The 26,702-nt window shown below is 57.8% G+C and carries 27 protein-coding genes; 5 read left to right on the forward strand and 22 right to left on the reverse strand.

Annotated elements, in window-relative coordinates; genetic code table 11:
• Positions 1–136: 136 nt before the first annotated feature.
• Positions 137–1,285, forward strand: a complete 1,149-nt coding sequence (locus tag ACZ5EH_RS06360) for an NOL1/NOP2/SUN domain family protein (protein WP_464277289.1) — start codon at positions 137–139, stop codon at positions 1,283–1,285.
• Positions 1,286–1,374: 89 nt separating this feature from the next.
• Complete coding sequence (locus tag ACZ5EH_RS06365; protein WP_464277290.1) at positions 1,375–2,187, forward strand: class I fructose-bisphosphate aldolase; 813 nt, start codon at positions 1,375–1,377, stop codon at positions 2,185–2,187.
• Positions 2,188–2,198: 11 nt separating this feature from the next.
• Here the strand turns inward: ACZ5EH_RS06365 and ACZ5EH_RS06370 are convergent, their stop codons facing one another.
• From ACZ5EH_RS06370 to ACZ5EH_RS06385, 4 genes are all read right to left on the reverse strand, one after another.
• A complete protein-coding gene (locus ACZ5EH_RS06370) occupies positions 2,199–4,070 on the reverse strand; it encodes a chloride channel protein (RefSeq protein WP_464277291.1) in 1,872 nt (623 codons plus the stop codon).
• 23 nt (positions 4,071–4,093) lie between these two features.
• Positions 4,094–5,035 (reverse strand): bifunctional riboflavin kinase/FAD synthetase, encoded by a 942-nt coding sequence (locus ACZ5EH_RS06375; RefSeq protein ID WP_464277292.1) that lies wholly within the window; start codon positions 5,033–5,035, stop codon positions 4,094–4,096.
• Positions 5,036–5,256: 221 nt separating this feature from the next.
• Positions 5,257–5,478: a hypothetical protein gene (locus ACZ5EH_RS06380; protein WP_464277293.1), complete on the reverse strand. Its 222-nt coding sequence runs from the start codon at positions 5,476–5,478 to the stop codon at positions 5,257–5,259.
• Between the two features lie 365 nt (positions 5,479–5,843).
• Positions 5,844–6,059 carry a hypothetical protein gene (locus ACZ5EH_RS06385; RefSeq protein ID WP_464277294.1) on the reverse strand — a complete coding sequence of 72 codons (216 nt, stop codon included), beginning with the start codon at positions 6,057–6,059 and terminating at the stop codon, positions 5,844–5,846.
• A 316-nt stretch (positions 6,060–6,375) separates the two neighbouring features.
• Between ACZ5EH_RS06385 and ACZ5EH_RS06390 the strand changes: the two genes are divergently transcribed.
• Positions 6,376–7,290 carry a nitroreductase family protein gene (locus ACZ5EH_RS06390; protein ID WP_464277295.1) on the forward strand — a complete coding sequence of 305 codons (915 nt, stop codon included), beginning with the start codon at positions 6,376–6,378 and terminating at the stop codon, positions 7,288–7,290.
• A gap of 155 nt (positions 7,291–7,445) precedes the next feature.
• On the opposite strand, the gene ACZ5EH_RS06395 is transcribed toward ACZ5EH_RS06390, so the two are convergent.
• The 6 genes from ACZ5EH_RS06395 to ACZ5EH_RS06420 form a co-directional block, all read right to left on the reverse strand.
• Positions 7,446–7,886, reverse strand: a complete 441-nt coding sequence (locus ACZ5EH_RS06395) for a MarR family winged helix-turn-helix transcriptional regulator (protein ID WP_464277296.1) — start codon at positions 7,884–7,886, stop codon at positions 7,446–7,448.
• A complete protein-coding gene (locus ACZ5EH_RS06400) occupies positions 7,874–8,656 on the reverse strand; it encodes an urease accessory protein UreH domain-containing protein (protein WP_464277297.1) in 783 nt (260 codons plus the stop codon). Before ACZ5EH_RS06400 ends, ACZ5EH_RS06395 begins: the two co-directional genes overlap by 13 nt.
• 121 nt (positions 8,657–8,777) lie before the next feature.
• On the reverse strand, positions 8,778–10,121 hold the full coding sequence (locus ACZ5EH_RS06405; protein WP_464277298.1) for a hybrid sensor histidine kinase/response regulator: 1,344 nt from the start codon (positions 10,119–10,121) through the stop codon (positions 8,778–8,780).
• Between the two features lie 93 nt (positions 10,122–10,214).
• Positions 10,215–11,114 carry an NAD(P)/FAD-dependent oxidoreductase gene (locus ACZ5EH_RS06410; RefSeq protein WP_464277299.1) on the reverse strand — a complete coding sequence of 300 codons (900 nt, stop codon included), beginning with the start codon at positions 11,112–11,114 and terminating at the stop codon, positions 10,215–10,217.
• A 112-nt stretch (positions 11,115–11,226) separates the two neighbouring features.
• Complete coding sequence (locus tag ACZ5EH_RS06415) at positions 11,227–11,733, reverse strand: universal stress protein (protein ID WP_464277300.1); 507 nt, start codon at positions 11,731–11,733, stop codon at positions 11,227–11,229.
• Between the two features lie 13 nt (positions 11,734–11,746).
• The gene (locus ACZ5EH_RS06420; RefSeq protein WP_464277301.1) at positions 11,747–12,727 is read right to left on the reverse strand and encodes an arsenic resistance protein; all 981 of its coding nucleotides are present in this window, start codon (positions 12,725–12,727) and stop codon (positions 11,747–11,749) included.
• 350 nt (positions 12,728–13,077) lie between these two features.
• On the opposite strand from ACZ5EH_RS06420, the gene ACZ5EH_RS06425 reads away from it, so the two are divergent.
• Together ACZ5EH_RS06425 and ACZ5EH_RS06430 are read left to right on the forward strand one after the other, a co-directional pair.
• Complete coding sequence (locus ACZ5EH_RS06425) at positions 13,078–13,335, forward strand: toxin-antitoxin system HicB family antitoxin (RefSeq protein ID WP_464277302.1); 258 nt, start codon at positions 13,078–13,080, stop codon at positions 13,333–13,335.
• A gap of 79 nt (positions 13,336–13,414) precedes the next feature.
• Positions 13,415–14,179: an N-acyl homoserine lactonase family protein gene (locus tag ACZ5EH_RS06430; RefSeq protein ID WP_464277303.1), complete on the forward strand. Its 765-nt coding sequence runs from the start codon at positions 13,415–13,417 to the stop codon at positions 14,177–14,179.
• Between the two features lie 94 nt (positions 14,180–14,273).
• Here ACZ5EH_RS06430 and ACZ5EH_RS06435 read toward each other — a convergent pair whose 3' ends face one another.
• The 12 genes from ACZ5EH_RS06435 to ACZ5EH_RS06490 form a co-directional block, all read right to left on the reverse strand.
• Positions 14,274–15,494 (reverse strand): iron-containing alcohol dehydrogenase, encoded by a 1,221-nt coding sequence (locus ACZ5EH_RS06435; protein WP_464277304.1) that lies wholly within the window; start codon positions 15,492–15,494, stop codon positions 14,274–14,276.
• A 114-nt stretch (positions 15,495–15,608) separates the two neighbouring features.
• Positions 15,609–16,094: a transcription elongation factor GreA gene (gene greA / locus ACZ5EH_RS06440; RefSeq protein ID WP_464277305.1), complete on the reverse strand. Its 486-nt coding sequence runs from the start codon at positions 16,092–16,094 to the stop codon at positions 15,609–15,611.
• 209 nt (positions 16,095–16,303) lie between these two features.
• Positions 16,304–17,536 (reverse strand): O-methyltransferase, encoded by a 1,233-nt coding sequence (locus tag ACZ5EH_RS06445; RefSeq protein WP_464277306.1) that lies wholly within the window; start codon positions 17,534–17,536, stop codon positions 16,304–16,306.
• An 11-nt stretch (positions 17,537–17,547) separates the two neighbouring features.
• Positions 17,548–18,288: a class I SAM-dependent methyltransferase gene (locus ACZ5EH_RS06450; protein WP_464277307.1), complete on the reverse strand. Its 741-nt coding sequence runs from the start codon at positions 18,286–18,288 to the stop codon at positions 17,548–17,550.
• Between the two features lie 12 nt (positions 18,289–18,300).
• Positions 18,301–19,689 (reverse strand): B12-binding domain-containing radical SAM protein, encoded by a 1,389-nt coding sequence (locus ACZ5EH_RS06455; RefSeq protein WP_464277308.1) that lies wholly within the window; start codon positions 19,687–19,689, stop codon positions 18,301–18,303.
• 1 nt (position 19,690) lies between these two features.
• Positions 19,691–20,509, reverse strand: a complete 819-nt coding sequence (locus tag ACZ5EH_RS06460) for a hypothetical protein (RefSeq protein ID WP_464277309.1) — start codon at positions 20,507–20,509, stop codon at positions 19,691–19,693.
• Positions 20,510–20,513: 4 nt separating this feature from the next.
• Positions 20,514–21,647, reverse strand: a complete 1,134-nt coding sequence (locus tag ACZ5EH_RS06465; protein ID WP_464277310.1) for an acylneuraminate cytidylyltransferase family protein — start codon at positions 21,645–21,647, stop codon at positions 20,514–20,516.
• Positions 21,648–21,666: 19 nt separating this feature from the next.
• Positions 21,667–22,758 carry a sulfotransferase domain-containing protein gene (locus tag ACZ5EH_RS06470; protein ID WP_464277311.1) on the reverse strand — a complete coding sequence of 364 codons (1,092 nt, stop codon included), beginning with the start codon at positions 22,756–22,758 and terminating at the stop codon, positions 21,667–21,669.
• Complete coding sequence (locus tag ACZ5EH_RS06475; protein WP_464277312.1) at positions 22,755–23,699, reverse strand: hypothetical protein; 945 nt, start codon at positions 23,697–23,699, stop codon at positions 22,755–22,757. The genes ACZ5EH_RS06470 and ACZ5EH_RS06475 overlap by 4 nt, the downstream gene beginning before the upstream one ends.
• Positions 23,696–24,457: a hypothetical protein gene (locus tag ACZ5EH_RS06480; RefSeq protein WP_464277313.1), complete on the reverse strand. Its 762-nt coding sequence runs from the start codon at positions 24,455–24,457 to the stop codon at positions 23,696–23,698. Before ACZ5EH_RS06480 ends, ACZ5EH_RS06475 begins: the two co-directional genes overlap by 4 nt.
• A gap of 29 nt (positions 24,458–24,486) precedes the next feature.
• Positions 24,487–25,734 carry a nucleotide sugar dehydrogenase gene (locus ACZ5EH_RS06485; RefSeq protein WP_464277314.1) on the reverse strand — a complete coding sequence of 416 codons (1,248 nt, stop codon included), beginning with the start codon at positions 25,732–25,734 and terminating at the stop codon, positions 24,487–24,489.
• A gap of 77 nt (positions 25,735–25,811) precedes the next feature.
• Positions 25,812–26,699: a glycosyltransferase gene (locus ACZ5EH_RS06490; protein ID WP_464277315.1), complete on the reverse strand. Its 888-nt coding sequence runs from the start codon at positions 26,697–26,699 to the stop codon at positions 25,812–25,814.
• Between the last annotated feature and the right edge of the window lie 3 nt (positions 26,700–26,702).

The raw sequence follows: 26,702 nt of genomic DNA on the forward strand, positions 1-26,702 counted from the left end.
AGAACGCAGTTTTCGCCTTGTCTGCAAACCCCATGAGCGTGATGGCGTTCTGGCAATGCTTGCTGCCCAGGGGATAACGGCAGGCCCAGAACCTTTCTCTCCCTGGTGTTTCAGGGCCACAGAGGGGGCTGTCGCATTGGGGTCTACGCTTGCCGCCTGGTTCGGTCTGCTTTATATCCAGGACCGCGCCTCCATGCTTTCACCCCTGGCCCTTGCTCCCCATGTGGAAAAACATGGCGGGCAGGCCGTTTTGGACATGTGTTCAAGTCCCGGCGGTAAAAGCTCGTTTCTGGCGAGCCTTGCTGGGGAGCATGGCTTTGTAATGGCCAATGAGCCCAACCGTGAGCGGCACCAGACGCTTAAGCGCAACCTGGCGCGGCTGCAGCTCGCCAATGCCGGTGTTTGCCAATATCCTGGGGAATCTTTGCCCGTTCAAGACGGTGCCTGGCCATGTATTTTGCTGGACCCGCCCTGCAGTGGGTGGGGAACCACCGATAAGCACCCCAATGCCGCGCGCATCTGGCAGGGGGAAAAAGTGGCGCCTTTGGTGGAGCTGCAGCGTCTGCTTCTGGCAGAGGCGGTCCGGTTGCTGGCACCCGGGGGGGCGCTGGTATATTCCACCTGCACAACCAATGTACAGGAAAATGAAGAGCAGGTGCTTTACGCCACCCGCGAATTGGGGCTTGAGCTGGACCCGCTGCCGGAACCCGAGGGCTATGGCTTTGAAGCGCCCCATCTGGATGGATGTGAAGGGTGTTTGCGGGTGGATCAGGAACTCTCTCAGGCGCAGGGGCACTTTGCTGTGCGCCTGCTGAAGCCGGGGGAGCTGCCGGAAAGGGCGGAGCATCCCTTGCCTGGTGAGCCCTTGCCCGTAGAGGAAATTTCCGAAGGCCCCTGGGATATGACGTCTTTCAAGGCTGGAGAACTGCGCTTGTTCGGCGAAAACGTGCATTTTGTCCATGAGCAGGCCGCACTCTTGCCGTCTTCATTTCGCTGGCAGGGGTTGCAGCTCGGTCGCTATGGAAAAGGGGGCAAAGGTGGTTTTCGCCCCTTGCCTCGTGCACGGGGGCTTTTACCTGCCGTGCCGCTCCCAGGGGACCTTGTGGCCGAGGAGCCTGGTCTGCTTGTTCGCCTGTTGCAAGGGCAGAGTCTGGAGGCGCCTGCAGCGTCTTCCGAAAAAGGCGGGCTTTGCGGCTTGTATTTTCGTGCATCCGGGATGGAGCAGCCGTTGCCGTTGGGGTGGATAAAGCGCAAAGGCAAGCGTTTGCTTTGGGCTGAAAGATAACAATGCAGGGGGAGTGCGGCGGGAGGCCTGAGCCAGCCCGTGTTTTTCGTAACCCTCTGCAGCGGAATATTGCGTGAAAGGAGTTTGTGATGGGTGGATGCAGACGCAAAATGCGTCGTTTTTTTGCACCGGAAAGCCAAAGGGCTCTTGTTCTGGCTCTGGACCATGGAGTCAGCAGCGGCATGTTGCAGGGTATGGACGACGTGCCTGGACTGGTAAATACCGCCAACAGCGAAGCCGCTGGCGCCGTTCAGGGGGTGGTGCTGAATAAAGGGTTGGTACGCGCCTGGCCGGAGCTGGTGCCGCACACGCAGAATCTTCTGGTCCAGCTTTCCGGGGGTACGCGGCACGGTCTGCCCACCTACAACAAGAGTATCATCTGCTCCGTTTCAGAAGCCTTGCGCCTGGGTGCTGATGCTGTGGCCGTGCATCTGAACATCGGCAACGAACTCGAGGACCGCATGCTGTCGGATTGCGGCATGGTCATCGATGATGCGCACCAGGCCGGTTTGCCCGTGCTGGCGGTGATCTATGCCCGTGGCGGGCAGATCGTGAACGAGTTGGACCCCAGCCTCATTGCCCATTGCGTGCGTTTAGGGGGCGAACTTGGGGCGGATATCGTCAGCGTATTGTATTCCGGTGATATGAGCAGCTTTGGCGCCGCCGTGGCTGCCTGTCCTGTTCCCGTGCTCGTGGCGGGTGGACCGCCGCAACCCGACCTGCAGTCATTTTTGGCAATGGTGGAAAGCGCTTTGGAATGTGGGGCAAAGGGCGTGCTGGCGGGACGCAACATATTTCAGCGACATGCCCCTGCAGAAGCCTTGAAGGCACTGGCGGAGCTGGTGCATCGCGAGCACAACGCCGAGAAGGGACCTGCAGCAGACACGGGCAACGAAGAGTAGGGCGAACTGCCCTATTCTTCGCTCAGGGTCTTTATGGCGTCTGAGTACGCCTTGAACACGGCTTCACGGCTCAGGTTGCCCACTATTTCGCTTTGTTCGTTCAGCACCGGAATCTGGGAAAGGTCCGTGCCTATGAAACGCATCAACGCCGAGTACAGATCATAGTCAAGCCGCGCATACACAGGGGCGCGCATCAGGTCCTTGACCAGTACCAGATCGTGCAGCGCATCTTCGAACAACACCTTGCGCACGTCCTGCAGCGCCATCACCCCTATGAATTTGTTTTCACGGTCCACAACGGGAAAGTTGAACTCGTTTGTGCCGGTGATGATGTCTGTCAGCGCCTTGAGGGTTATGCTCTCCTCAAGAACGGTGCCGCGCCCCGGTGTGTAGACGTCCTGCACCTGCAACCGCTCCAGAATATTGATGGTGGCGTCCCCAACATGGGCCGGAGATTCGAATTTGTTGTCGGTCTGGTTTTCGTAAAGCGAGACCTTGCGGTTCAGCACCAGGCACAACGCCGAGGCCAGCATCAGCGGCGCCAGCAGGCCATAGCCCTTGGTCAACTCGCAGACCATGAGCAGCGGACCAATGGGCGCGTTGGCCACACCCGCGAAAAAGGCGGCCATCCCCACGAGCACGTATGCGCCGGGCTGGGTCACGATATTAGGAAAGAACTGGCTTCCCAGCTTGCCTACAATGCCGCCGCTCATGCCGCCGACAAACAGGGCCGGCGCAAACATACCCCCGCTCATGCCGGAACCGATGGTCACGGATGTCGCCAAGGTCTTGCCCAATGCTATGGCCAGCATGGTGGCTGCGGAAAGGTTGCCCAGAATGGCCATTTCTACCCAGCCGTACCCACCGGTAAGGAGTTGCGGGTAGGCCATACCCATCAAGCCCATGCACAGACCGCCCAGACCAGTGGTCAGGGTCAGGCCTATGCGTTGTTGCACGCGCCGGAACACGGCGTATTTGATGGTGTAGAATGTCTTTACGTATATCCACCCCATGATTGCGCAGACCACAGCCAGAATGGCGTAAAATGGCAGTTCCATGGGGTTGGCGAACTGGAATTGGGGTATGCCGAAGATGGGCTCGTGGCCAAAGGCCAAGGTGAACAAGGTATAGGCCACTACGGACGAAATGACGGCAGGCAGTACGGCTTCGGCCTCGAAGTCTTCCATATAGATGACTTCTATGGCCGTGAGGGCTGCACCCATGGGGGCGCGGAATATGGCGCCCAGGCCACCGGCGGCGCCTGTAAGCAGCAACAGTCTGCGTTCTCGGGCGGATAGCTTGAGTTTGAGCGCGATCCATGACCCCATGCCGGCGCCGATCTGCGTGATGGGGCCTTCGCGGCCGGCGCTGCCGCCGGAAGCGATGGTCAGGATCGAGGTGAAGCCCTTGATGATTGGCACCAGGGGGCGGATGACACCGCCTTGATGGTGGAAGGCCTTGATCATGGAGTCCGTGCCGTCAGTGCCCCCGTGGATACTTTCCGGAATGAACTTGCTGACAAGGTACCCAGTCAGCAGGCCCACAGCCGTGGTGAGCGCTGGCACAACCCAGGGGCGATACACGCCGTGCCCCAGATGATGGTACATGGACTCGCCCGCAGGAGCAGGCAGAACAAGGCCGGCCAGTTGCCCCAGCCATAAGTGCTTCAGGATTTCAATGCCCCAGAAAAAGACAATGGACGCAAGCCCGGAGACAATGCCCATGGCTGCGCCGAAGATGAGCCAGCGGACCATGCCGCTAGTGGCGTAAGTTCTGACAATGTGCCACCAGGAGCGGTGCAGCTTGGTGATAACTGCTTGTTTCGGGTGGTGGAGATATTCGCTGGTTTTCGGTTCTTCTGGAGGGGGGCCGGGAGTCTGCATGGCATTGGGGCGGCTTTAAGAGCCTAAAGTTGCGCCTCTGGCGCTTGGAGTATGTTTCTGGCCAGAGCAATATCTTCTTGGATGCGAGCGATGAGCTCATCAACCCCCGAAAATTTCTTTTCCGGCCGCAGGCGTTGTACAAAGTGCACCTGCAGTTCCTGTTCGTATATATCGCCGTCAAAGTCCAGGATATGGGCCTCGACGCTCAATTCATCATTACCAAAGGTCGGATTGTAGCCGATGTTGGCCACCCCCGGGAAAATATCCCCGTTGCGCTGAATCCACACGGCGTAAACACCAGTGGCCGGGTGCACCTCGTTTTCCAGCTTCAGGTTGGCAGTGGGGAACCCCAGCGTCTTGCCGCGTTTTTTGCCGTGCACCACACGGCCACGGACAACATAGAAACGCCCCAGAAGCGGTTTCACGCCCCAAACGTCACCGGCGCGTATCATGTCCCGGATGCGTGTGGAGCTGACTATGGCGTCGTTGATGATGACCGAATCCAGCCGCTCCACCCCGAAACCGTATTTTTCACCCATCACTTGAAGTAGCTGGAAATTGCCCTGACGCCCTTTGCCAAAGGTGTAATCGTAGCCAACGACAAGCTCTTTGGTGTTGCACCACTCTACAAGGTAGGTGGCCACGAACTCTTCGGGGGTGAGGTTTGCCAGTTCACGGGTGAAGTTGATCAGCAGCATGAGATCAACGCCCAGAGACTCGATGATGTCCAGCTTTTGATCACGCACTGTGATGAAAGGAGGCGTGTGTGGCCCTACCAGGACATGTAGCGGATGGGGGCAGAAGGAAATGACCACACTGGACATGTCCCTTGCCTTGGCTTTTTGGATGGCGCGCTGGATGAGCTTCTGATGGCCTTTATGGACGCCATCGAAGTTCCCAATGGTAACACAGGCCCCTTTTGAGAGGTCGAGATGGATTTCCTGGCGTTCGCGGGCAATTTGCATGGTAGGACGCTACAAGAGATAAAGTGAGGGCCGTCATGTCTTATGGGCAAGAACACAGGTCTATACTCCAAAGCAAGACGAACGGCAAGGCCCAATCCTACCATCTCCGTATTGGAATGAGAGAAGGAGTTATGACAAAAAAAGCAAGTAGCTGCGGTTTTCCTCAACCTGGCCGGAGCACCTTGAGGAAAGCGGAACATGCGGCCCGCATCCGATCTTGCTTATTCCCTGTCTTCTTCCAGGCGGCGCGTAAACGCGTCTTCATCCATGCCAAAGACGTCGTTATCCACCAGAAAGGACGCGATGTTAGCCTTGGCGGGTATACTGTCCATCAGCCGTTCGGGAAGGTCCATCCCGAGAAGCTCGAAAGCCTCGTCAACACTGTCGAACTGCAATTCACCCTCAGGATCTCGCGCCACGCTATGTTTGCTCAAATGCCGCATGATTGCCTCCCGTTTTGGGAGAAGGCCTGGAGAAAAACCCCAGGCGATTGTGGCGGGGGAGCAGGACAGAAGCCTGCTCTGCATCGTCATGGCCCACTGGTGGCCCATGCTCTAGAGAAAGTCAATAGAAAATCACAAAAAAGTGCAAGGAAGGGGTTTTTCAGGAAGGAGGCGCTACAAACGTCATGCGCCGCCTGAATGTATGGTAGGATCGGCCATGCACACTTCCCGGCAGGGATGCGATGCGCATTTGTTAAAGTGACCTGGCCGGGTGAAAACTGCCTTTTCAAGGCGGCATGGCGGCGCCCCGCATGAAGCGGGCCATTCTCTGCCGTGCTATTGGCATACAGTGTGAGACAACGGCATCATTCGTAGTCTTCGTCAAAGCCGTCGTCATCCATGTCTTCAAGGTCTTCGATAAATTCTTCTATGATAGCATCCACTTCACTACAAAATTCCTCGAGTTTTTCTTCCAGCAGGTCTTCGTCATGTTCGAACCTTTCGAAATACTTGAGTATGCCTGTGTTGGCCAAAAGATAATCAGCTACGGTGTCGGCCAGTTTTCCGCTTTCAGCACTCATTACGTATTCCTCTCGTTACAGGTTTTTGGCGTTGCGCGTTTGCAATTTTGGCTTATCAGTGCGTAAGTGCACGGGGTGTAACACATTACACCCGGCTCTTTGCAACACATCATTCGTTGCATCTTGTGGCGGGACCACCCGCTGCAGATTCAGATTGCACAAGGGGCGGCTTGACTTCAAGCTCCAATTTCCGAATGTACAAAATTGATGCAAGCATAAAATGATTACCGTTTTGTGACTTGGACTTAAAAAACATGCCCGGGAAATATGCCGCGGGCTCCAAGCCCACCGGGTACAAGGAGAAACAGGTACACTGATGCAACCTAAAGATGCTGTGAACTGCGCCAAAGTGGACCAGGACGCCTGCATAGGGTGCAGCCTTTGCGAAACGGTCTGTCTGGATGGTATCTTCACCATTGCCGATGGCAAGGCCCAGGCCAGGCAGGAAAACTGCCTTGCGTGTGGCCATTGCGTCGCGGCCTGCCCGTCAGGGGCTGTCACCATGAGTCACGGCGATGCCTGGTCTCAGGACTATCAGTATTTTGAAGCCAGGGAAAAGTGGCTGCCTTTCGGGGAGGGTGACACGGCCGAACTGGTGCGCCTGCTGCGATCGCGGCGCTCATGCCGTAACTTCAAGGAACGCGAGGTCCCCCGCGAATTGCTGGAAGACCTTGTGCGCATTGCCATTACTGCGCCTTCCGGCACGAACAGCCAGCTCTGGAGCTTTACCCTGCTCCCTACACGGCAATGGGTGTTGCGTTTGGCCACCCCCATCAAGGCCTTCTTTCAAAAACTCAATCGGACGGCGGAAAAGGCCTGGCTGCGCGCCGGCCTGAAGCTTGTCGGCAAGGGAGAGCTCGATGACTACTACCGCGGGTATTACCCGAAGGTGAAAGAAGCCATGCGTCAATGGGAAGAAGAGGGCGTGGACCGTCTTTTTCACGGTGCGCCTGCTGCAATTGTGGTGGGAATGCGCCCCGGCGCCAGTTGCCCTGCAGAGGACGCCATGCTGGCGACGCAAAATCTGCTTTTGGGCGCGCACACCCTGGGGGTGGGCACGTGCCTGATCGGGTATGCCGTGGCGGCAGTGCACAATGCCCCAAAAATTAAGGATGCGGTGGACATCCCCCGTGATGAGGCCGTGTATGCCGTGATCGCCCTTGGCTGGCCCGCAGAGCGCTACGCCTTTGTGACTGATCGGCGCAAGCCGCTGGTAAGGTTCGTGGAGTAGGCTGCTATCAGCTACTGGAGAGACCAACGCGGCATCGGGCGTTTTGTCTGAGAGCACATGCCGCCGTAGCATGCAACACGCATATCCCCAAAAAAGCGCAAGGGGAAAACGGCTGATTCACCGTTTTCCCCTTGCATGCAGACGTTGTCCCGTAATCAGAAAGCTTTTGCGAGTTTCCTCAAAATGGTGGCAAAGGATTCCAGTTCCTCGTTATCCAGGGCGCTGGTAATATCTGCAGTAAGCCGGCCATGCAGGGCGTCATGTTCGTGGAAATGCTCTTCTCCCTGGTGGGTCAGTTCCACAAGGATGGAGCGCCGGTCTGTCTCGTTTGGCCGCCGCCGCACCAGTTTTCTGGCTTCCAGCCGATCCACGGCAAGCGTGAGCGTGCCCGTGGTAACTCCCATTCTTTCCGCCAGCTCCTTCATGCGCATTGCGCCGTGGGCTCCCAGTATCTCCAGCGTATGGGTCTGCGGCAACGTCAGCCCCTTGTCGCGGACCACCTCATGCTCCCAGGAAGAGAACTTTTCGTAAAATTCCACCAGCAGTCTGCTCAGTTCTTCTACGCGCTGCGCCCTGTCGTCGCTCATGCCATCCATAAATCACTCCAAAGGGTATACACGCCAAAGCCAATGGTCATAAGGCCTATGCCGCGCATCAGCGCGTTTTCCAGCCAAGGTTTTTCCAGTCTGGTCACCAGTCGCGACATGCGGTGCAAGGCCCAGATGACAGCGCCGATAGCGGCGGCTGTGGTCAGGGCGTATGCGCCGAAGACGATGGTGCTTTTCAGGGCACTGCCCGAGCGGATGGCATATGTATACATGATGGCTACGGTTGGGCAAGGGATGATCATATTCACGAATCCTACGGTGAACAGGCCGATTCCAGTGGCGCGGGAGAGCCTCCCTTTCCATGACGGCAAGGCGCAGTGGGCGTTTTCACCGGGATCGTGCGCATGGTCATGGTGGTGTTCGTGGTCATGATGGTGGTCATGATCTTGGTGGTGATCATGGTGATGGTCATGTCCATGGCCGTGGTCATGTTCATGGCTGTGCAACAGGCCAGGCTTGATACAGAGTATCAGCCCCAGAACAATGACAACCGCGCTGCTGATGATTTCCGCCCACCAGGAAGCTGTGGGAGTGAAAAAGGAAGACACCGCGCCAAGGGTGAGGCCAATAATCAGGCACGCCAGCGCTGTGCCGCTGATGAAGGAGACCGTAAGCGCAAAAACCCGCTTTCCATCGCGTTTTCCTGCCACAAAAGGCGCCAGCACCAGCCACGAATGACCACAAGGGTTGATGCCGTGAACAAGGCCTAACAGCAGCGAACTTTGCAGGGCCACGAGAAAAATACTGTCGTGAGGCATATGAGATATCCTTGAGCGGTTGATTTTGTCTTGAACTGCGGACATCTCTACAGTTGAATAATTTGAATGTCAAACTAAAAAGGTAAAAAATATATCCGTGTCGAAAAAAGGATGTGTTGATTCAGCCCTTTGTAACTGGGAGCGTAAGCCAGAAGGTCGAACCCATGTCAGGGGTGCTTTGCGCCCACAAGCGGCCGCCGTGGTGCTCTATGATGTAGGAGCAGATGGGAACACCCAGGCCGACTCCCTGGGGTTTGCCGGTCAGGTCGTCGCCCAATTGTTTGAATTTCTCGAAAACCGTGGCGTACTCGGCTTCCTGAAAGCCTTTGCCCGTATCCTTGATGCTGATGAGTATCTCGTTGTCGGCGTATTCCGCGCTGCAGACCACTTTGCCCTTATCCGTAAACTTTACGGCGTTGCTCAGCAGGTTCATGACCGCCTGCAGAAGCTTGTCTTTGTCGCCACGGATTTCTGGCAAATCGTTTTTAATGCTCAATTCAAAGGCAAGCTCTTTTTCCTGAAAGAGGGGAGCCATGAGGTTCTGGGCAAGCTGCAGCACGTCGTCTATGCGCACAGGGCCATCGCCCCATTCCATTTCGCCGCTTTCCATGCGGGTGATGTCCAGAACATCATTGATGCGGGTTGTCAGCCGCTTTGCTTCGGTAAGCAGAATGTCCAGGTTGGCTTCAATCTGAGAAACCGCCTTTTCAAGGCTCTTTTGCGGTACGCTGCCGGGGCGCTCCAAAGCAGGAAACACTACCTTCAGCAACCTGCTGCGGATAATGGAGGCAAAACCCAAAACGGACGTCAGGGGAGTGCGCAATTCGTGGGAAACGTTGGACAAGAAGGCAGTCTTCATCCTGTCCAGTTCCTTGAATTCCTGATAAGCGTCTTCCAGCCTTGAGGTGCGCTCCTGAACCCTGGACTCGAGGTTTTCATTCATCTCCTCGAGCTTGCGGTAGGCATCCTGCAGGTTGCTGGTCATATCCATCAGGCCAAGCTCGTTGACCTTGCGGCGTTCCATTTCTTCGCGAAATTTCAGGACGGTGCGAACGCGCGCCAGCAGCTCCAGCTTGTTCACAGGCTTGTTCACGTAGTCGATGGCGCCTGCTACAAAAGCCTGCTCCAGGCTGGATCGCTCATCACTGACCGTGACCATGATTATGGGAATGTCGGCAAGCAGCTCGTCCTGCTTGATGGTTCTGACAACACTGATGCCGTTCATGTCCGGCATGTTGATGTCCATAAGGACAAGGTCCATGGCAGGGGATATGCTCTGGGATGAGCGCGTACGCAAAATGTCTAGAGCTTCTGTGCCAGAAGGGGCGGTGAGGATGTTTTTGTACCCGGAACCACGCAGGATGGCGTCCAATAGCATACGAGAGGTGGCCGAATCGTCCACAAGAAGAATATTGGCGGAAGTATGGGTGCCCTGCATAGGCAAGGGCGTATCTCGTGTACGCATGCAACAATCACTAGTGCACACCGTAAAAAAAGACAAGCCGCACACTTGCAGGGCAAGGCATACGGGCCTCTGGCAAGTGTGCGGCAGGGTGGACTACTTTGCGGCGCAGTTCTTTTTTACGTGGTCAATGGCTGAACGCGCTGCTTTAGCGCCTTCACCCACGGCCACGCTGATCTGCAGAAAACCGCCCAGACAATCACCTGCAGCAAAAACCCCAGGAATATTGGTGCGTTGTTCCGCGTCTGCAACCAGGAACACCCCGTTGCGCTCAACGCCGAGAGAAAAGGCGAAGTCTAGGGACGACGCTTCACCCATTGCGACAAAGAGTCCTTCAAAGGGCTCCCTTTCGCCGGTGTTGAATACGACTGTGTCCAGCACGCCGTCACCCTCCAGGGTGTCGATCTTGCGCTCCTGCACTTGGATGCCAGCATCCGCCAGGTGCTGCATGAACTCGTCGGAAATGCTCGGTTTCTTGCCCTGCGTGATGATGGTCACATCCTTGGTATAGTTGAGCAGTTCAAGGGCCTGGTTGGCGGCGAAGATGCCTTCGCCCAGCACGGCGACCTTGCGCCCCTTGTAAAAAAAGCCGTCGCAACTGACACAATAGGATACGCCTTTGCCTTCATACTCGGACGCATTCTTTATGCCGGGGCGCACACGTGAAACGCCGGTAGCGAGGATCACGCTGCAGGCGTCCAGTTCGCGTTTTTCCGTCTTGAAATGAAAGCCGCCAGTCTCGTTGTGGTGCACGGTCAGCACGCGCTCACACTCTATGCTTGCGCCAAAGCGCATTGCCTGCTGGCGCCCTTTTTCTATCAGGTCTTTGCCTGTGATGGTCTGGTCGAAACCGAAGTAGTTGTCGATATCGTAATCGCCAGCCACCTTCGGGTCGCACCCCAGAATCAATGTATCCATGCCTGCCCGCGCCGTGTAAATGCCTGCTGAAAGTCCTGCTGGGCCGGCGCCTACTATCACTACTTGTCGCGATTCCATTTGAGTGCCTCCTGGCGGTTTCCGTTCTTTCCCCTGCAGCTACGTCGCAGGGGTTTCGTTTCATAAGATAATCGCGCCACCATGATGGTGCAAGCAGCATGGCCAATTCGATTCAATTCTCATGGGGCAGACGCACCACCATCACAGGGCGCGGGCAGCGTTTGATGACGCTGTGCGCCACACTGCCCAACATCAGTTCGGCAAATACACCATGCCCGTGCGTCCCCATTACGACCAGGTCATACCCGCCTTCCGTGGCGGTGTTCACGATAACGTCGGCGGGTTTGCCCAGCCTTACAAGAACGTGGTCCGGCGCAAGGGGGCAATGCTCCAACGTTGCCCCTGCTTCCTGACAGATTTCTTCAATGCGCTTGCGAACAGCACCTTCGGCCTGGGTCAGGCCTTTTTCATTGAATCCATCCAGTGCTTTTTGGCCGAAATGCCCCACCAGATCTATGCCGGCGCCCTGAGAAAGCTCTTCCGTCACGTCGCTGACGACGTGCAGCACGGTGACTGTTGCGTTGTATTTTTCGGCTATGCCTGCGGCATACCAGATTGCGTGGCGAGCACCCTCTGAAAGATCCGTGGCGTATAGAATTGTGCGTATTTCAGGCAGCATGGCGAATCTCCCCTCAGGCTGCGGCCGCTTGCGGGGCGGGCGCAAAGATGCGGTTGGTGAATTTTACGTACCAGGCCGCGGACTGCACCTGGATGATGTAGGCGATGGCTATGACCAGGGCTGCATCCTGCCCCTGTTGGCCAAATGCGTTTATGGCAATGGCCAGGGCGATGGACAAATTGCGCATGACCGATCCATACACGAGGGCGATGGCGTCCCCCCTGGGCAGCAGCATTTTTCCCGCAAAGGTGGAAAGGGCGTAGTTCACAAAATAGAGTATGGCCAAAGGCGCAAGAATGGCCAGCAACATGCCGGGGGCGGCGGCAATGGATTTGGCTTTCAAAGCCATGGCGATGAAGACGATGCCCAGCACGCCCAGGGTGGAAAGAGCAGGGAAGCGGGGCGCCCATTGCTGTTGAAAAGCTATTTGCCCGTATTTCCTGACCAGAAGCTGCTGGGTAAGAAAGCCGGCAACCATGGGCAGAAACACGATCAGAACGATCTGTTGCATGACGGCAAGGATGTTTACCTCAATGCTGGCGCCAAGCAGAAAGCGAACATAGAAAGGTGTCGCCAGGGAGCCAAGGGTAAGGCCGATGACGGTCATTTTAACGGCAGCTTCAAGGTTTCCCTTTGCAAAACCGGTCCAGGAAATGGTCATGCCACTGGTGGGCACCAGGCCGGCAAGCAGCAGCCCAAGGGCCATGTAGGGTTGCTCCTTGAAGAACAACAGCCCCAGACCAAAAGCGAAAAACGGAACCAGCCCAAAGTTTATGATCTGGGTCAGCAGTTGCGCCTTGGTGTCGCCACCTTCAAAAACCTTTTTGATCTTCAGCGTAACCATCATGGGGTACACCATGAGGAACGTGAAAGGGATAATAAGGGATTTCAGCCAGGCGGCTTCAGTCAGAGCGCCAAAGACAAAACCCGCCACCAGCATGACAGGGATTGCCACAACCAGATTCTTGTTCACCTTGCCGAGTAACGACCACATGGGCATGACCTCCTTGAAAGGCGTGTGCGCCCTTCTGCAACTGATTTTTTCACCCCAATGCCCCGCGTTGCGCATCGAGGGTATTTCCCTCACGGGAAAGCTCGGATTGCCGAACCTGGGGCGGAAGGTAGACGCGACATGTAATGCTGTCAAGACATAAATAAATCATACTAGAAAGGTGTCAGGTATTATTTTCTCCATAACGTGCTGAAATGAAGTTTGTTTTTAGTGCGTAGCAAATTGAATAAAAAATACCGGGATACAGAGCTGTCTGAAAAACACGAAAGACATGAATGAGGTCTTGACAGCTTTCTGTTGCTGCAGCATCATTGGTTAAAAAGAGGTGATGCATGCCCAAAGCCAGAACCAAGGGCGCAGAAGAAAGCGACGCCAAGGTGAAAAAGGCCGCCGCAGCCGTCATGGAAGAGGACGGCCAGGAGGACGGCAAAAAGATCAAACAGCTCACACTCCGGTTGCCGGAGGAGTATCATCGCAAGCTGAAGATCCTCGCGGCATGTTCCGGGAAGAGTATGACGGAGATTCTTGTCGGTTGTATTGACGAGCGTCTCGAACATTGCCTGCAGAAGGAGCTCAACAAGGTAAAATGAGCCCTGGATAGGCAGCCTTGCAGACTGCCCCGGTTCTTACTTTGCCCCACCCTTTTGCGGCCTGAATGGAGGTATTCCAATGGCTGCATATGTGATTCATCCCATTCTGCTGGGGTCCAAGGATTTTGATAAGAGTATGATGACGTACCAGCACGATCCGGGGAAACCTTACACCATTCCCATTTACGCCTGGTATCTGGAAGGCGGTGACAAGAAAATACTTGTCGATACCGGCGAGATGCACCCCTTGCAAGGGGAGGAGCGCACCAAAAAGCTGGGCGCCCCTGTTTTGACCATTGATGAAGGGCTTGCGCGGTTCGGTCTGACGCCTGAGGACTTTGATATTGTGATCCACACGCATTTGCACCGCGACCATTGCGAGAACGACTACCGCTTCACCAACGCGGAATTCATCGTCCACGAAAAGGAACTTGAGGCCATCCATAACTGGCACCCCATGGATTACCGGTATGTGGAGGACTACGTGGAGGAAATAGAGGAGAGCGGGCAGATTCGCGCCATCTCTCTTGCGCCTGGTGAAGAAATGGAAGTTGCGCCAGGAGTGCGGGTGCTGGCCACCCCTATCCATACGCCTGGGGGACTCAGCGTATTGGTGGAAACCGCCAAGGGCACGGCGGCTATTACGGGGTATTGTGTTATCGAGGAAAACTTCAATCCGCCCAAAGAAGTGCGGGCCCTGGAAATGGAAGTCATTCCTCCAGGCACGGTCATCGACCCCTACAAGGCTTATGACACCATGCTGTCCATGAAGAATGGCGTGCAGATAATCCTGCCCGTCCATGAACCCCGCTTTGCCACAATGGACGCCATCCCGGAACCATAGAAACAAGACACCCGCTGCATACAGGCGAGGGCTCCCAATTCGGGGGGTCCTCGCTTTTTTTGATGGTGGTTACAAATGCTGCCTGAAAGTCGGCTTATTTGGCTGATGCATCCGTGCAAAGTTCCAGCAAGCCGGCCAGCCGCTCCTGCATGGGTAAAGCGCGCCCCAGGCCGCCATGCCTGAGTCCCTGGTCTTTTGCCCTTTGCAACGCTGCGGCTATGGCGTCCCGGTCCAGTCCCAGCGCTCCCAGATGCTCTGGAGCTCCCCATTCCTGAAAAATCTCACGTAAAACATTGATGCCCGCAGGGCCGCTTTCTTCCCCCAAAACGGTTTGGGCGAAGCGGTCCAGGCTGCCTGGAGCCAGCGCGGCAAGCAGCCCAAGCCAGCTGGTCAGAAGCAGGGGCAGCAGATCGCCATGGGCAGGGGGGGTGGTGCGCCCGTCCTTGAAGGCATGGGACAATACATGGCATGTCCAGTCGCCCTCCGGCAGGGCGGCCGGGATAAAGCCGCTTTGGGCCTGCAGCGCTCCCATGCAAAGATTGGCGCGGGCGGCCAGATTATCTGGCTCATGGTGCAACGTTTCACCTGTTTGCAGCAAAGAGCGTAGCAATGCCTCGGACATTTCTACAGGTAAGGCAGGGGCGTTTTCTATGTGAAACAGGGCAGGCACGTAGCGCTCGAGCACATGGCTGCAGGCGTCCACCACACCACGTCGCGTCTGCTCCCAGGGCAGATTGAGCTGCAAGGCAGGGTCAATGAAAGCCACTGCCGGAAACAGCGCAGGCCCGCGGAGGCTTCTGGTTTCGCCACTATGGGGGTCGCTGATAACGGCGTCGGAATTGGCTTCGGAGCCTGAACCGGCAAGAGTGGAGGCCGCAAGCAGCGGCAAGGCCGAGGTGATGTCCTTTCCCTGCTCTAAAAGCTGCCAGACAGCGGAAGGCGTTGTATGACCGGAAAGGTCTTTCCCCAACACGGCGGCCGCGGCCTTTGTCGCGTCTATCACACTGCCGCCGCCCACTGGCGCCAGCGCCTGGGCGCGAAAATCCTTTGCGGCGCGCGCGATGACCGCGGCGTGGTCAACTGTCGGGTCGCTGGGAATTTCAGAGTACTCCTGCCATTCCAGGCCATGCTTTTTACCGGCTGCGTCAAGTTGTTCCTTGAGCTGATCCCATGCGCCGTTCTTGCGGGAGGAGCCTTTTCCCGTAACGATGAGGAGGCGCGAAAAGCCCAGAGCAACAGCAATGCGTGGCAGTTTGGTCAGGGCGCGCTTGCCGAAGTGAACCCGGGTAGGGGCGGTGAGAGTGAAAGGCTGCATAGTGAGTTTGGGTGTAGCCTCGGGAGCTGTTGCTGTCCAGCGGGGCAGGTATAAAAAAGAGGCCGCACCAGATAAGGCGCGGCCTCGAAAAAGCACTCCAGGGCGTGCAGCGAGCTATTCAGTCGGCGCACCCTTGAATTCAATGGAGATGACCTCGTACTGCACACGACCGCGAGGTACTTCCACCACGACTTCGTCACCCTCTTCTTTGCCGAGCAGCGCGCGCCCCACAGGGGAGACAACGGAAATGCTGCCTTTGGCGGGGTCGGCTTCATCGGGGCCGAGCAGGGTGTAGGTTTTTGCATCGCCAGTCTCAACGTCTTCAATGGTCACAGTGGCGCCGAAAATGGCTTTTTCGCCACCCATAGTGTCCAGATCAATGACGTTCAGGCTGGGGAGCCGGGATTCAATGTAGTTGATACGGGCTTCCAGCATGCCTTGGCGCTCGCGCGCGGCGTCGTATCCGGCGTTTTCCTTCAGGTCGCCTTCTTCGCGGGCTTCCTTGATGGCCTGGATGACTTCAGGGCGTTCTGACTTGAGCCGTTCGAGTTCGTCACGCAGTCTGCGGAAACCTTCAACGGAAATGGGTATGCTGCTCATATTCTGTTCCTCGTTCCAGTCACGGAGAATAAAAAAAGCTTACAGCGGACTTTTGGCCCGCTGCGCGGTGTGCTGCAAACGTGTATGGATGCTTCAGCCGAGAAAGAAAGGTCTGGGTAAGCCAAGAGGCTGCCGGGGTCAAGTGCTATTCGCCTTAAAGATGAAAAAGCTTATGAAAAAGGAATCATTTTTCCAAAGGGTCGATGGAGTTAGGGTTTTTTCACGTACAGCCAGTGCCCGGCATTCACGTAGTCGCCGAATACAGCTTCGGGGAGAGCGCGCTGTAGCGTAACTCCCCCCCGCTCCAGCACATGGTGCAGGGCTTCTCCCCCTGGCAAAGTGCAATAAGCAGGGCCGGTTGCAGTCTCCAAGGCAAGGGGCGTCTCTCCTCTGTAGGGCGAAAAGTTACGGATAAGGATGATTCCCTCATCACGTAACGCAGCCAGCATCTCAGGAAGCGCCTGTCCATACAGAAAACTCGCGGCGGGCGCTTTGTAAAGATCAATGATAACCAGGCAATTGCCGGCCAACATAGGCAGGATTTCCGGCAGGTATTCGGGGCCGTTCCGGCCATGGGCTGCAAGCGCAGTGGCAAGGTCGGCGGGCAGCGCTTGAAGCCTGCCGGGTAAAAAAGTCCCTTCCGGGTCCCAGGCCAGAAATGTGGATTTCCTGGCGCGCGCGTATTCCATGCAGATACAGCTGGCCAATGAACCTGCATGACCGGCATGGAGTATACCCTGGGGGGCGTGCTCCCATAGCAAATGAAACAGCATCTCCACGTCGGCGGCGCCCAGGTCGCCGGCCAGGAGAGGAATGTTCAGGTAGCGCATCAGCCGTGGCTTCCAGCGTTGCCAGGCTCTGCGAGAATTACGTGTTGGGCGCCCGGGCAGGGCGTCAAAGCTCGGATGCGCAAATGGTTTGACTTTTGTGGCCATTGCCAGACCAGGGGCGTTTGTACCGCCAGAGGCTTCAGTGACTGCAGGGTAGTCCAAGACGCATACGTCCCACTCCCGGGAGCTTCGGATTTGCCGAATCACGCGGTCAACACCCTTGAATTGCAACGCATCATGAAAAATTATCGTGTCTGCCAGTTGCCGTGCCGCAGACCAGTCTGCATGCACCTGCGCGTAATGGTGCCCCCCGTCGATAAATACCAGGTCAAAACGTTCCCCGGCTTCTACCATACTGGCCAGCAGCGAGGCGGAATCGCCCTGCATAAAGCTGATCAGAGGCGGTGCGACAAAACTACGGAGTGCGTCACTGCGCTGGTCCGCGATATCTATGGTGACGAGTTCGCCAAGAGAGGCGTACCCGGCCATGGCGCTGGCCATAATGAGGGCGCTTCCTCCGTCAGAAGTGCCAACCTCCAGTATACGCAAAGGGCGTAACAGTCTGACGACTGCCTGCAGAAACGCGTATTCCTCTCTTCCGGAGCGCTCCATGACCTTTTGCCTCAAGGGACGAGCAAATCGAACCAGTTGAAATCATCGTTGTAGAAATTCTGGTGCAGCACCACCTGGAATTTTCTGGGGGCAAAGCGCTGGTGCATTTTTTCCAGGTCATACCACTCTATCCAGGGCGTGCCTTCACCGTCGGTGCGTTCGCCCCATTTGTCAGCGGGCAGGCGGCCTTCTTTTTCCCAGCGCTCCTTTGGATAGGCGAGTTCAATCCAACGTCCTCCGGGGCGCAGCAACTTCAGGAGCTGAGCGCACTCGAACCGGGCCACTTCCAGAGGCGTGTTGATCATGGAACCCTGGCACCAGATCACGTCGTAGCGCTCGGGGTGGTTGAAAGACGCGGCGTCTTCGATACAAACCGTTTTGGCCTGTACCCCCAGCAGGGCTGCAATCCGCTCAAGCAAGGCAAGGTTCTCGGGAATGATGTCCATGAAGGTAACCTGCGCGCCTTTCTGCGCAAAGGTCAGGCAGTCCAGCCCAAGCCCGGCGCCTACATCCAACAGGTGAGAATGCTGGAACATGGGGGTGTACAGCGCGTGGTACCAACCGCGGACGGGAAACCGTTCGGGCGTCAGCTCGGCATCGCGGATTGCGGTCCAGGTGGCGAGCAACTCGTGGTCGTCCATGGCGGCCAGGGTCGCGGTATCCACACGCCCCTTGCCCTGGGCGGGGACAACACGCCACTTGCGGCGTAAAAGCGTCAGCCATTCAGAAAAAAGCGCTTCTTGCGTGGTCATTTGTGGTCCTTGTTACTGCGCGCTCCACCTGGCCGCAACGCGAGCAGGCAGAATAGTATAGGCCAGGCGCTCCAGTTCCGCCACCTGGGCGCGGTATGCATCTTCGTCGGCCTTGGGCCAAAAGCGCCCTGCATTGACTTCGCCCACCATTCGCCAAGTGGCGGGGTCCTGTTCGGCAATCAATCCCTGGGCGCGGAGCGCGGCAAAATCCGCCGAACCCGGCAGCGGCACATACCAGTTCACACCTGAACTTGGCGGCTCGATTGTATCCAAAAACGCAATTGTCTTGCGGAGTGCCGCCAGGGAATCGGCGGGGTGATTGACAAGAATACTTGCATGATATGGGAATGTCAGCTCGTTATGGAGCAGTGCGGTTTTGCGGTTGTTGTCCACGGTGTTGCGTTTGTGCATGGCGTCGAGCACTTCCTGGTCTCCGGACTCGAATCCGTAGAACAGGTAGCGGCAGCCTGCCCTGTACAATAGCTGCAGGAGTTCCCTGTCCACCTGGTCTGAACGCATATTGGCGTACCAGCGCACGCGTTTGTGCAAACCGCGACGGATAAGCTCTTCACAAAAGGGCGCCAGTTCTTTGCGCCAGGAGCCTATGCTGCTGTCGAGAAAATACACGCCGGGCGCATGGTGCAGGGTGTGTTCAACGGCGTCCGCCATGTAAGCCGCAGAGTGCGTGCGCACCTTTGAAAGAGCGCCGTAGGCGCAAAAACCGCAACTATACGGGCAACCGCGCCCCATAAGCAGGTCAAGGCTGGAGGTCAGCTCAAATTTGGTGCGCGCCCATGTTGGTGTGGCGTACAAGGCGTGATCGATAAGCTCCCAATCCGGAAAGGGCAGTGTGTCCAAGTCCTCTATGATTTGCGCGGCCGCGGGAGGGTATTCCGGAGAAGTCATGACGCCGGGAACAGAGGCGGGCGCAGCGCCGTCAGCCAACTGCAGCAGTGCGTTTTCAGCCTCACCCATGACCAGGCAATCGAATCCGGGGCCTTCGGGCGGCGGTGCAAGCACAGACGCCGGCGCCACCGTGGCGTGAATGCCCCCTGCCACCAAAAGAGGGGCGTAGCCAACAGTGCTGGCGGCTTTTCGTAGCGCGGCCGTCAACTGGACAACTTCGAGAAAGTGTACGGAAAAAAAACCAACACCCACAATCTCCGGCTTATAGGCGGCAATCTCTGTGTGCAGCAGGGCAAGGCAGACATCCAGGTCCCCTCTGGCGTGTATCAGATTGCGTTCCATATCCAGGATGCGCGCGTCGTGCCCCTTGCTACGCAAAAGTGTCGCCAACAGCACCAGAGAGTAGGGCGCATTGCGCCACTGCTGCGATAAATCCTGAACCGCAACGCCCTGGTCTTGAAAGCGCCAGGGCCTGACAAGGAGCACCCGTGCCATGTCAGCATTCCTCCGGGTACAGCGTTTGTTCCAGGGGCTGGGCTAGCTCCTCCCACGCCTGGCGCCATGCCGATGGCCATTGTTCAAAAGGCGGAGGAGCCTCCTGGGACCAGGGATTCCAGCTCTCGGGAGTTTCTTCATTTATGGGCTGGTTCGCGGAGGGGGTGCGGTTCACAGGGCGCTTGAGCATCGATTGTAGCGACGCCGTATCCTGCTCCGGCAGCCCCAAAAAGGTGAGCAGCGTATTGCACGTAGCGGGTGAGAAATCTTCGAGCCGCAGCACCATGCAACGTTCGGGGGCATCGAGCGCGGCAAAAAAACGCAGCACGTAGCTGTTGACCTCGCGCCAGTACCAGAGACACTTTTCCAGCGCCCCCCATTTTGGCCAGAGCGTTGCGGTTTTGCTGTCTTTAGGAGGCAGTGCGTGTTGCAACCCATGGGGGTGCTCTGGTGTAAAAAAGCCCCGCGCCATGGCGAAACGTGCAAAATCGGCTGCCCGCCGTGTCTGCAGTATGTATTTTACGCCCTGGCCGGCAAAACGCCGTTCGATTTCAGGCAGCAGAAAATAGAGCAGGGCTGAGACCTCGCCCCATAAGGTTGCATTGGACTGCGCGGCGGCAAGGGAAGCGTGTATGCGGGAAAACGCGTCCGGATACATGGGCGCAGGGTCGCCGCTGCGCCAGGCTTCGGACAGCAGGGCATAGGTGGCGGATTGCTCGTGAACGCAGGCGCACCCTTGCTGTGCGTCCAGAAAGCGCGCCAGCCACATGCTGCCGCAGCGCCCTGTGCCTGTGGCGAAAAAGCAGGCTGGTCGCGACATGGTTTCAGACCCACTCCACAGGTGAAACATAGAAGGGTTGCTGTTCCAGATCTTCACGCATGATGACCCGTTCCATGGGAATAGCGCTGCCGTCCATGCCGTGGAAACCGCCCCATACATCCGTGCTGCCGAGCTTGCGGTGGTTTGCCGCGCCCAGGTCGCGCTGGATGCGGATGGCCTGGTCGTGCAGGTAGTGCTCGGGCATATAGGCCATGTTGCAGGTGGCCTCAAGCTGGGGTGAGCGCAAGTAGGCGTTTGCCTCGGGACACAACCAGGGGCGCCTTTGCGCACCGTCCTGCAAAGAAAGAAATGTCAGCGGTGGGGCGGCCTTTGCCAGAACAAGCAGTGGATGCTCTGTGGCGTCGAGCTTTGGGGCGAGGTAAGCCTCCAGGGCATGAAAGTCCGTTCCCACAGGGGCCACGATGCGCCACCCGTCGCGCTGGTGGACGGCAAGCTGTCGCAGACAGGGGCGCAGCCCCTGGCATACTTTTTCCGCTGCGGCAAAGTCTTCGGGCGTGTCCACGTCCAGACATTCCACCTCGTCGGCATGCACCATGAAAACACGTTCTGCGTGGCTCAGCCCCAGTTCATCCCACAGCGCGGCAGGGGCGTCCGTGCGCTCCAGCATGTACGTGCAGTGCAGCATGCGCGCGTAGAAGCAGGGCTCGGCAAAGAAGCGCTTCACCCCTTCGGCTGTCGGGTAATAATAGTCAGTGATGGGCCAGGTGCGCGTGGTGCAGGTTTTCACGGCCCAGGGGTGGCCGGAAAGGATGGCCGCGTGGATTTGCCTGAGTGTCGCAACCTTGCGAAAAGGCATGGTGGGCATGAACAACCCCGTCCACTCCAAGCCGGGGCGCTCCTGCAGATAGTGCGCCTTGACGGCCGCCAGCGGACTGTCGTCCCCTGCCAACTCCTCGGGTCGCATAAGCACATCAACTTCGCCGCCCGGATACTGCTCTCGCACCACCGCTGCAACATCTTCACTTTCCGTGGAGACCGTAATGCTGGAAAATACGCCGGATTCCAGCAGGGCGTCCAGGGTCCAGCAGATCAGGGGCTTGCCCCCGAGTTTCTTTATGTTTTTGCGCGGCAACCGCTTGGAGCCGATGCGCGCAGGCACCAGTGCGCCGATGTTCATCGCGACTCCTTTTTCATTGTCATGGTTCGTATTCCATGGCCGTCAAGGCCTGGCCAAAGCGCTCCCATACCTGGGTTGCCTGGTGCTGCGTCAGATGATTGCGCCAGTCGCCGGCAATGCCCTTGCGGTAATGGTGGGTGGAATCTGCCTGGCCTGGCGCGCGTCCTCCGGACAAAAACGTAAAGGAGCAGGCTTTTGCGATGCGCTCGCGCTCCTTACTGGAAACATCAAGGCCCAGCATGTCGGCTATACGCCCCAGTTCGCTGGGGGTGTCGCCCAACAGGTCCTCGTATCGTACTGCCAGCGCCGGGGAAGCGAGCCATGAGTGGATACGATCGCATATCCCGGCTATTTCTTCCATGTCGAAGCGATAGGCCCCGTGATTGTAATAGCTGCGCGATACCTGCACATCCCGCGGGTCGCGGTAGAGAAAGACGCTTTTATGCACACCAGCCTGGAGTAATGTTTCCAGGGGCGTGTCCAGTAGAAAATGGTCCACCGTGAAAGTGGACGCCTGCAGCTGATGGGGGGGAGCGTCCGCACGCACATAGCCATGGGGCATGAGCAGCATTTCCAGCATTTCGCGCAGCCAATGCGTGCCGCAGCGCCCCACAGTGGCTACGACCAGGGGCGGGTGTTCCGGCCAGATACCGTCCACGCCCTCCATTTGCCAGAGCGAAACAGTCTGACAGTTGGGAAAGCGCTGTTGCAGCTCGGCTACAATTTCCTGCGCAGCTTGCGGGTTCACGGCAACGAGCACGACATCGCCAGCTTGCGGTGCAAAGTCATGAGGGGAGACAACGGGGCGCGAAAGAGTATGAAAACTGCGGGTGCTCACGTTGCACAGCGTGGCGCGTTCTGCGGCGCGATCCACCAGGCCGGGAACCTCGATTCCTTCGCACGTCGCCAGGATGTCTGCCACAAGGACACCGGGACCGGCCGCGCCCCAGACCCATACGCGCAGCGGTGCGGGGTTGTCGCTTAGTTTGCGCAGACGGCAGGCAAGGTGTTGCGCGCCCCCTGCGAACCTAGCAAGCTCCGCCACCAGGTGTGGCGAGTAGGCAAGGCCGCCGCAAAGCGGGGACCGGGAGTCCTTGCTGGGTGTGCTCACGCCCTGTTTTCTCCTGCTGCGTCTTCTCCTGCTACGTCCTCGCCTGCTGCGTCCTGGTTGTTCAGGCACTCCTCAGGGGTCTGGTAGGCGTTTTGCGGCAGTTGGTACTTGAAGCTGTAGCGCTGGGCGCCCGTGAAGCAGGCAAGACTGGTGTCCGCCGTGACACTGGGAGGCAGCCCTTGGGTTGCCTGGGCGTAAACGCCACAGTTGAAAGCCCATTTTGCAAGCTTGTCCGGGGATGCGCCAGGCTTCAGGGGGTGGCTGTATTCATGCTCGATGTGCAGCATGTGGTACTGGTCCGGCGGGATGAGCGTGCGCGACCATCCCTTGGCCGCGGCGTGCACCACCAGCCAGGAATCCATGGACCCGGCTGTGAGCAAAAACGGGGGCAGGGGGATGAAATCCCGCCTGGCCTCAGTGGCGCGCATGGCAAAAAGGTCCACCGCGGTCCATTCTTCGGGCACAGAGCTTTCCAGGGCCTTGGAAAAGTCGGCATGCGTTTCAAGCGGGCCGCTCCATTTCCAGTTGTGGCGCGGCAGGCTGTACAGGGTAGAGCGCTCCACATTGCTCTGCAGCCAGGGAATGATGCCCGGGCCGAGTACGATGTCTCCATTGATGTAGCAGAAAATTTCGGTATCGCAGTCCATGAGCGCTGTTTCGAACATGGCTTTGAAGCTGCGTTGCGCCCCTGTAAAAAGATAGTGGCGCACCCAGGGCACGACAATGGCTTCGTATCCGTGCTCCGTGGCCCAGGTGGCAGTGGAGACTTCACTGGGCCAGCACACGAATTTTATCTTGAGGCCGCCTGCAGCAGGGCCGTTTTCATGTTGCCACAAGAGGCCCTGCAGCACTGCCTGGTTGCGTTCGAGCCATTCACCTTCAAAGGGGCGAAAGCCAATGTATACGGTTATGTCACGCGAACCGGGGCTAACGGTGGTCATGCGCACTCCTTATGGTTGTGCATCTGCCCTTGCTTGCAAGCGCGGTACAGTGCGAAATCGCGGGGGCTTTGCTCTTCTATGCGAGCGCGCCAAGCTGGCGTCAGCGTGAAGCTGCGGGCAAAATCCCGGCCGCAGACGTTTTTTCGCTGTTTGGGCGCCAGGGGCGGCAGTCCTGCTTCTTCAAACAAGGGCGCGGTGCTTTCGGCCAGGCGCTCTGTCAGGCAAATGTGGCGGAAATACCCCAGGGCTTCGCATACTGCGTCAAAAGCAGTGTCAATGGACATGCGTTTGACGGGCAGACGCAGAAAATTGGCTGCAATCCAGCGCACCATGCAGTCGCGGTAGGCAACCCTGGCAAAAAACGTTTCAAAGGGCTCCCAGGGGTCATAGAGCATGCGGAAATTGTAGAAAGACACCACCTGTTCCGCCGGTTCGCGCAGGGTTATGGCCAGGGAGACCCGGCGTTCCAGGCGTTCGACGGCTGCAATGCTGACATCGTGGCCAAAGACCACGCGCACGTAGTCACTGCGTTCTTCCAGCTCTTTGTACAGGTCTATGCCGAGTTCCTCCGCCCTGGCGAGCCCCCATGGCCCCAGGTGGAAAAAGTCGCGATGCAGCCGCAGATGGTTGGCAAAGTGGCTGCGTAGCGTCTGCCCCCCGGTTTTTGGAACGTGGGGAAAGGCCAGGGGGCCGTCACCGTCAGTCCGTGCGCTTGCACGTATGCGGTCCAGGCTTTGTTCCACAGGGTCTTTGGTCATTGCGCCATGCTCTTTTCCATGATTGCGGGTTACGCCCAAAAATCCAGAACCCGCGCCCCTTGCGCCAAATGGCTATGCCAGTCGTGCTGCATGAACTGGGGCCAGGGCGTGAGCACGGCCGCCACGTTGGCGTCTTGCACGCAGTCTTTAAGACTGTCGCACAATGTCCACGGGCCTTGCTCCCGGGCCATGGGGTCGAAGACCCTGAGCTCGAGCTCTGGATGCCGGCGGGCCAGTTCTTTTGCCGCATCCACAGCCTGGGAGCGCTCAGTGAGCCAGGTGTGCGGCTTGTAGGCCTGCCCCAAAAGCGCCACCCGGGGGCCGCAGGCCTGCGCCGCATCGGCCACACTGCGTACGACGCGCTCCACCTGGGCGTTGTTGATCTGCACCACTGCCTGTTGCAGGGCGGGGTCGCCCCCTGCTTGCTGCATGTGGGCCACAAAGGCTTCGTTGTCCCGCGGAAAGCAGGGGCCGCCAAACCCCAGGCCGGGCTTGATGTATTTCTGCCCGATGCGGGTGTCGTGCCCCATGATGGCTGTGATGGCGGTGGCGTCCGCGCCTTCCATGTTCTGGCAGACCGCAGCCAGATTGTTGGCGAAGCTGATCTTCATGGTGCAGTAGCAATTGATGGATAGCTTGCACAACTCGGCGTCGATGATCGAGCATCTGCCAAAGTAGGGGGTATTGTCGCAGACCTTTTCGTAAAGCTCTTGGACACGATCGCCTGTAGTGGTGTCGGAAGCGCCAATGAGCACGAGATCGGGGTTCAGGAAATCGCGGATAACGCTGCCAATGGCTATGAATTCAGGGTTGTATGCAAAGCCGAAGCCGTCCGGGTGGCTGCCGGCCTTTTTGCCCGTTGTCTGCTCCAGCAGGGGTATGAAACTGTTGCTTCCTGTCCCTGGCATGACGGTACTGACCACATCCACCACATGAAAGCTATGTTTATCTCGAATAAGAGGGGCAATGGCGCGCAGCACGGCCAGTATGTATTCATTGCTAAAGGCGCCGTTTTCGCCGGATGGCGTCGGCACGATAATCAGGGTGAGGTCGCTCGATGCAATGGCCTCGCCCGCATCCAGGGTAAAGCGCAGGTTGGGGCGCGCCTGCTCAAGGGTGGTGGCCAGATCGGTTTCCTCAAAAGGCAGGTCCCCGCGCTCGATGCGCGCCACATGGTCTGCGTTTACGTCCACGCCAATGGTTTCTATGCCGGCGCGGGCAATACACGCTGCCGTGCACAGGCCCAGTTTGCCCAGTCCGAATACGGATACACGCATTATTGGTCCTTACGTACTTTGCGAGAGTTTCCGAGGGGGCCTCCCCCCGGGCTTCCCCTTCCAGAGCTATTTAACAGTTATGGTGCAGGCGTAGCAGGCGCTATGCTCGCCTTGCCCTGTTGTTCCTTTTGCCAGGCCCTGGCGCGCTTGGCGCAGCGCACGCTTTCGTCAAGCAGATTCTGGTACCCGCTTCCCCGCCAGGATGCCGGTTCGTCCGGGTTGTCGGCATCGTGAACACGCACGTTGTAGAGCACCCGGTTCAGGTGGCGAAACCGCGCCCCTGCCATGGCAAAACGCAAAAACATGTCGTAATCGTTGGCGTTTCTAAATTCGGGATCATACCACCCCGCGCGCTGATGCAGTTCGCGCCGGTACAGCCGGCATACGCCCAGATGAAACCACCTGGCAAAGCAGGTCTCGAAATCGTATTCAGGCTTGGTCAAACGCTGCAGGATGCGCCCCTTGTCATCTATGACGTGCATGTCGGCGTAGACCACGTCTGCGTCTGTCTTCTCCAGCACCGCCACCATGCTGGTAAGCGCCTGCGGCAGCAGTGTGTCATCACCCACCAGATACATGCAGTATTTGCCCGTGGCGTGCTGGAACCCTACATTGAAAGAGGCGGCCGGGCCGATGTTTTCTCTGCTTTCAAAAACTCGGAGGCTGCGCCCCTGTAGTGGAAAGCGGGAGGCTGTTTCCCGGATAAAGCGAGGGGCGCCTGCTTCAACCTCCATGTGTGCAAGGTAGTCAACGCGCTCATTGGCAACGCTTTCCACGTAGGCGGCGATGGTTGCGCTGGTGGCGTCCGTGGAGCCATGGTTGCAGAGCAGCAGTTCGATGTTCGGGTAATCCTGGAACATGACGCTGTCCAAGGCCATGGGCAGATAATGCGCCTGGTTATATGAGGGCACCACCACGCTGACGAGCGGCGGCAATGTCGTATCGATGCATTCCGGCTGCAGCACGTT

The sequence above is a fragment of the Desulfovibrio biadhensis genome, assembly GCF_055388615.1.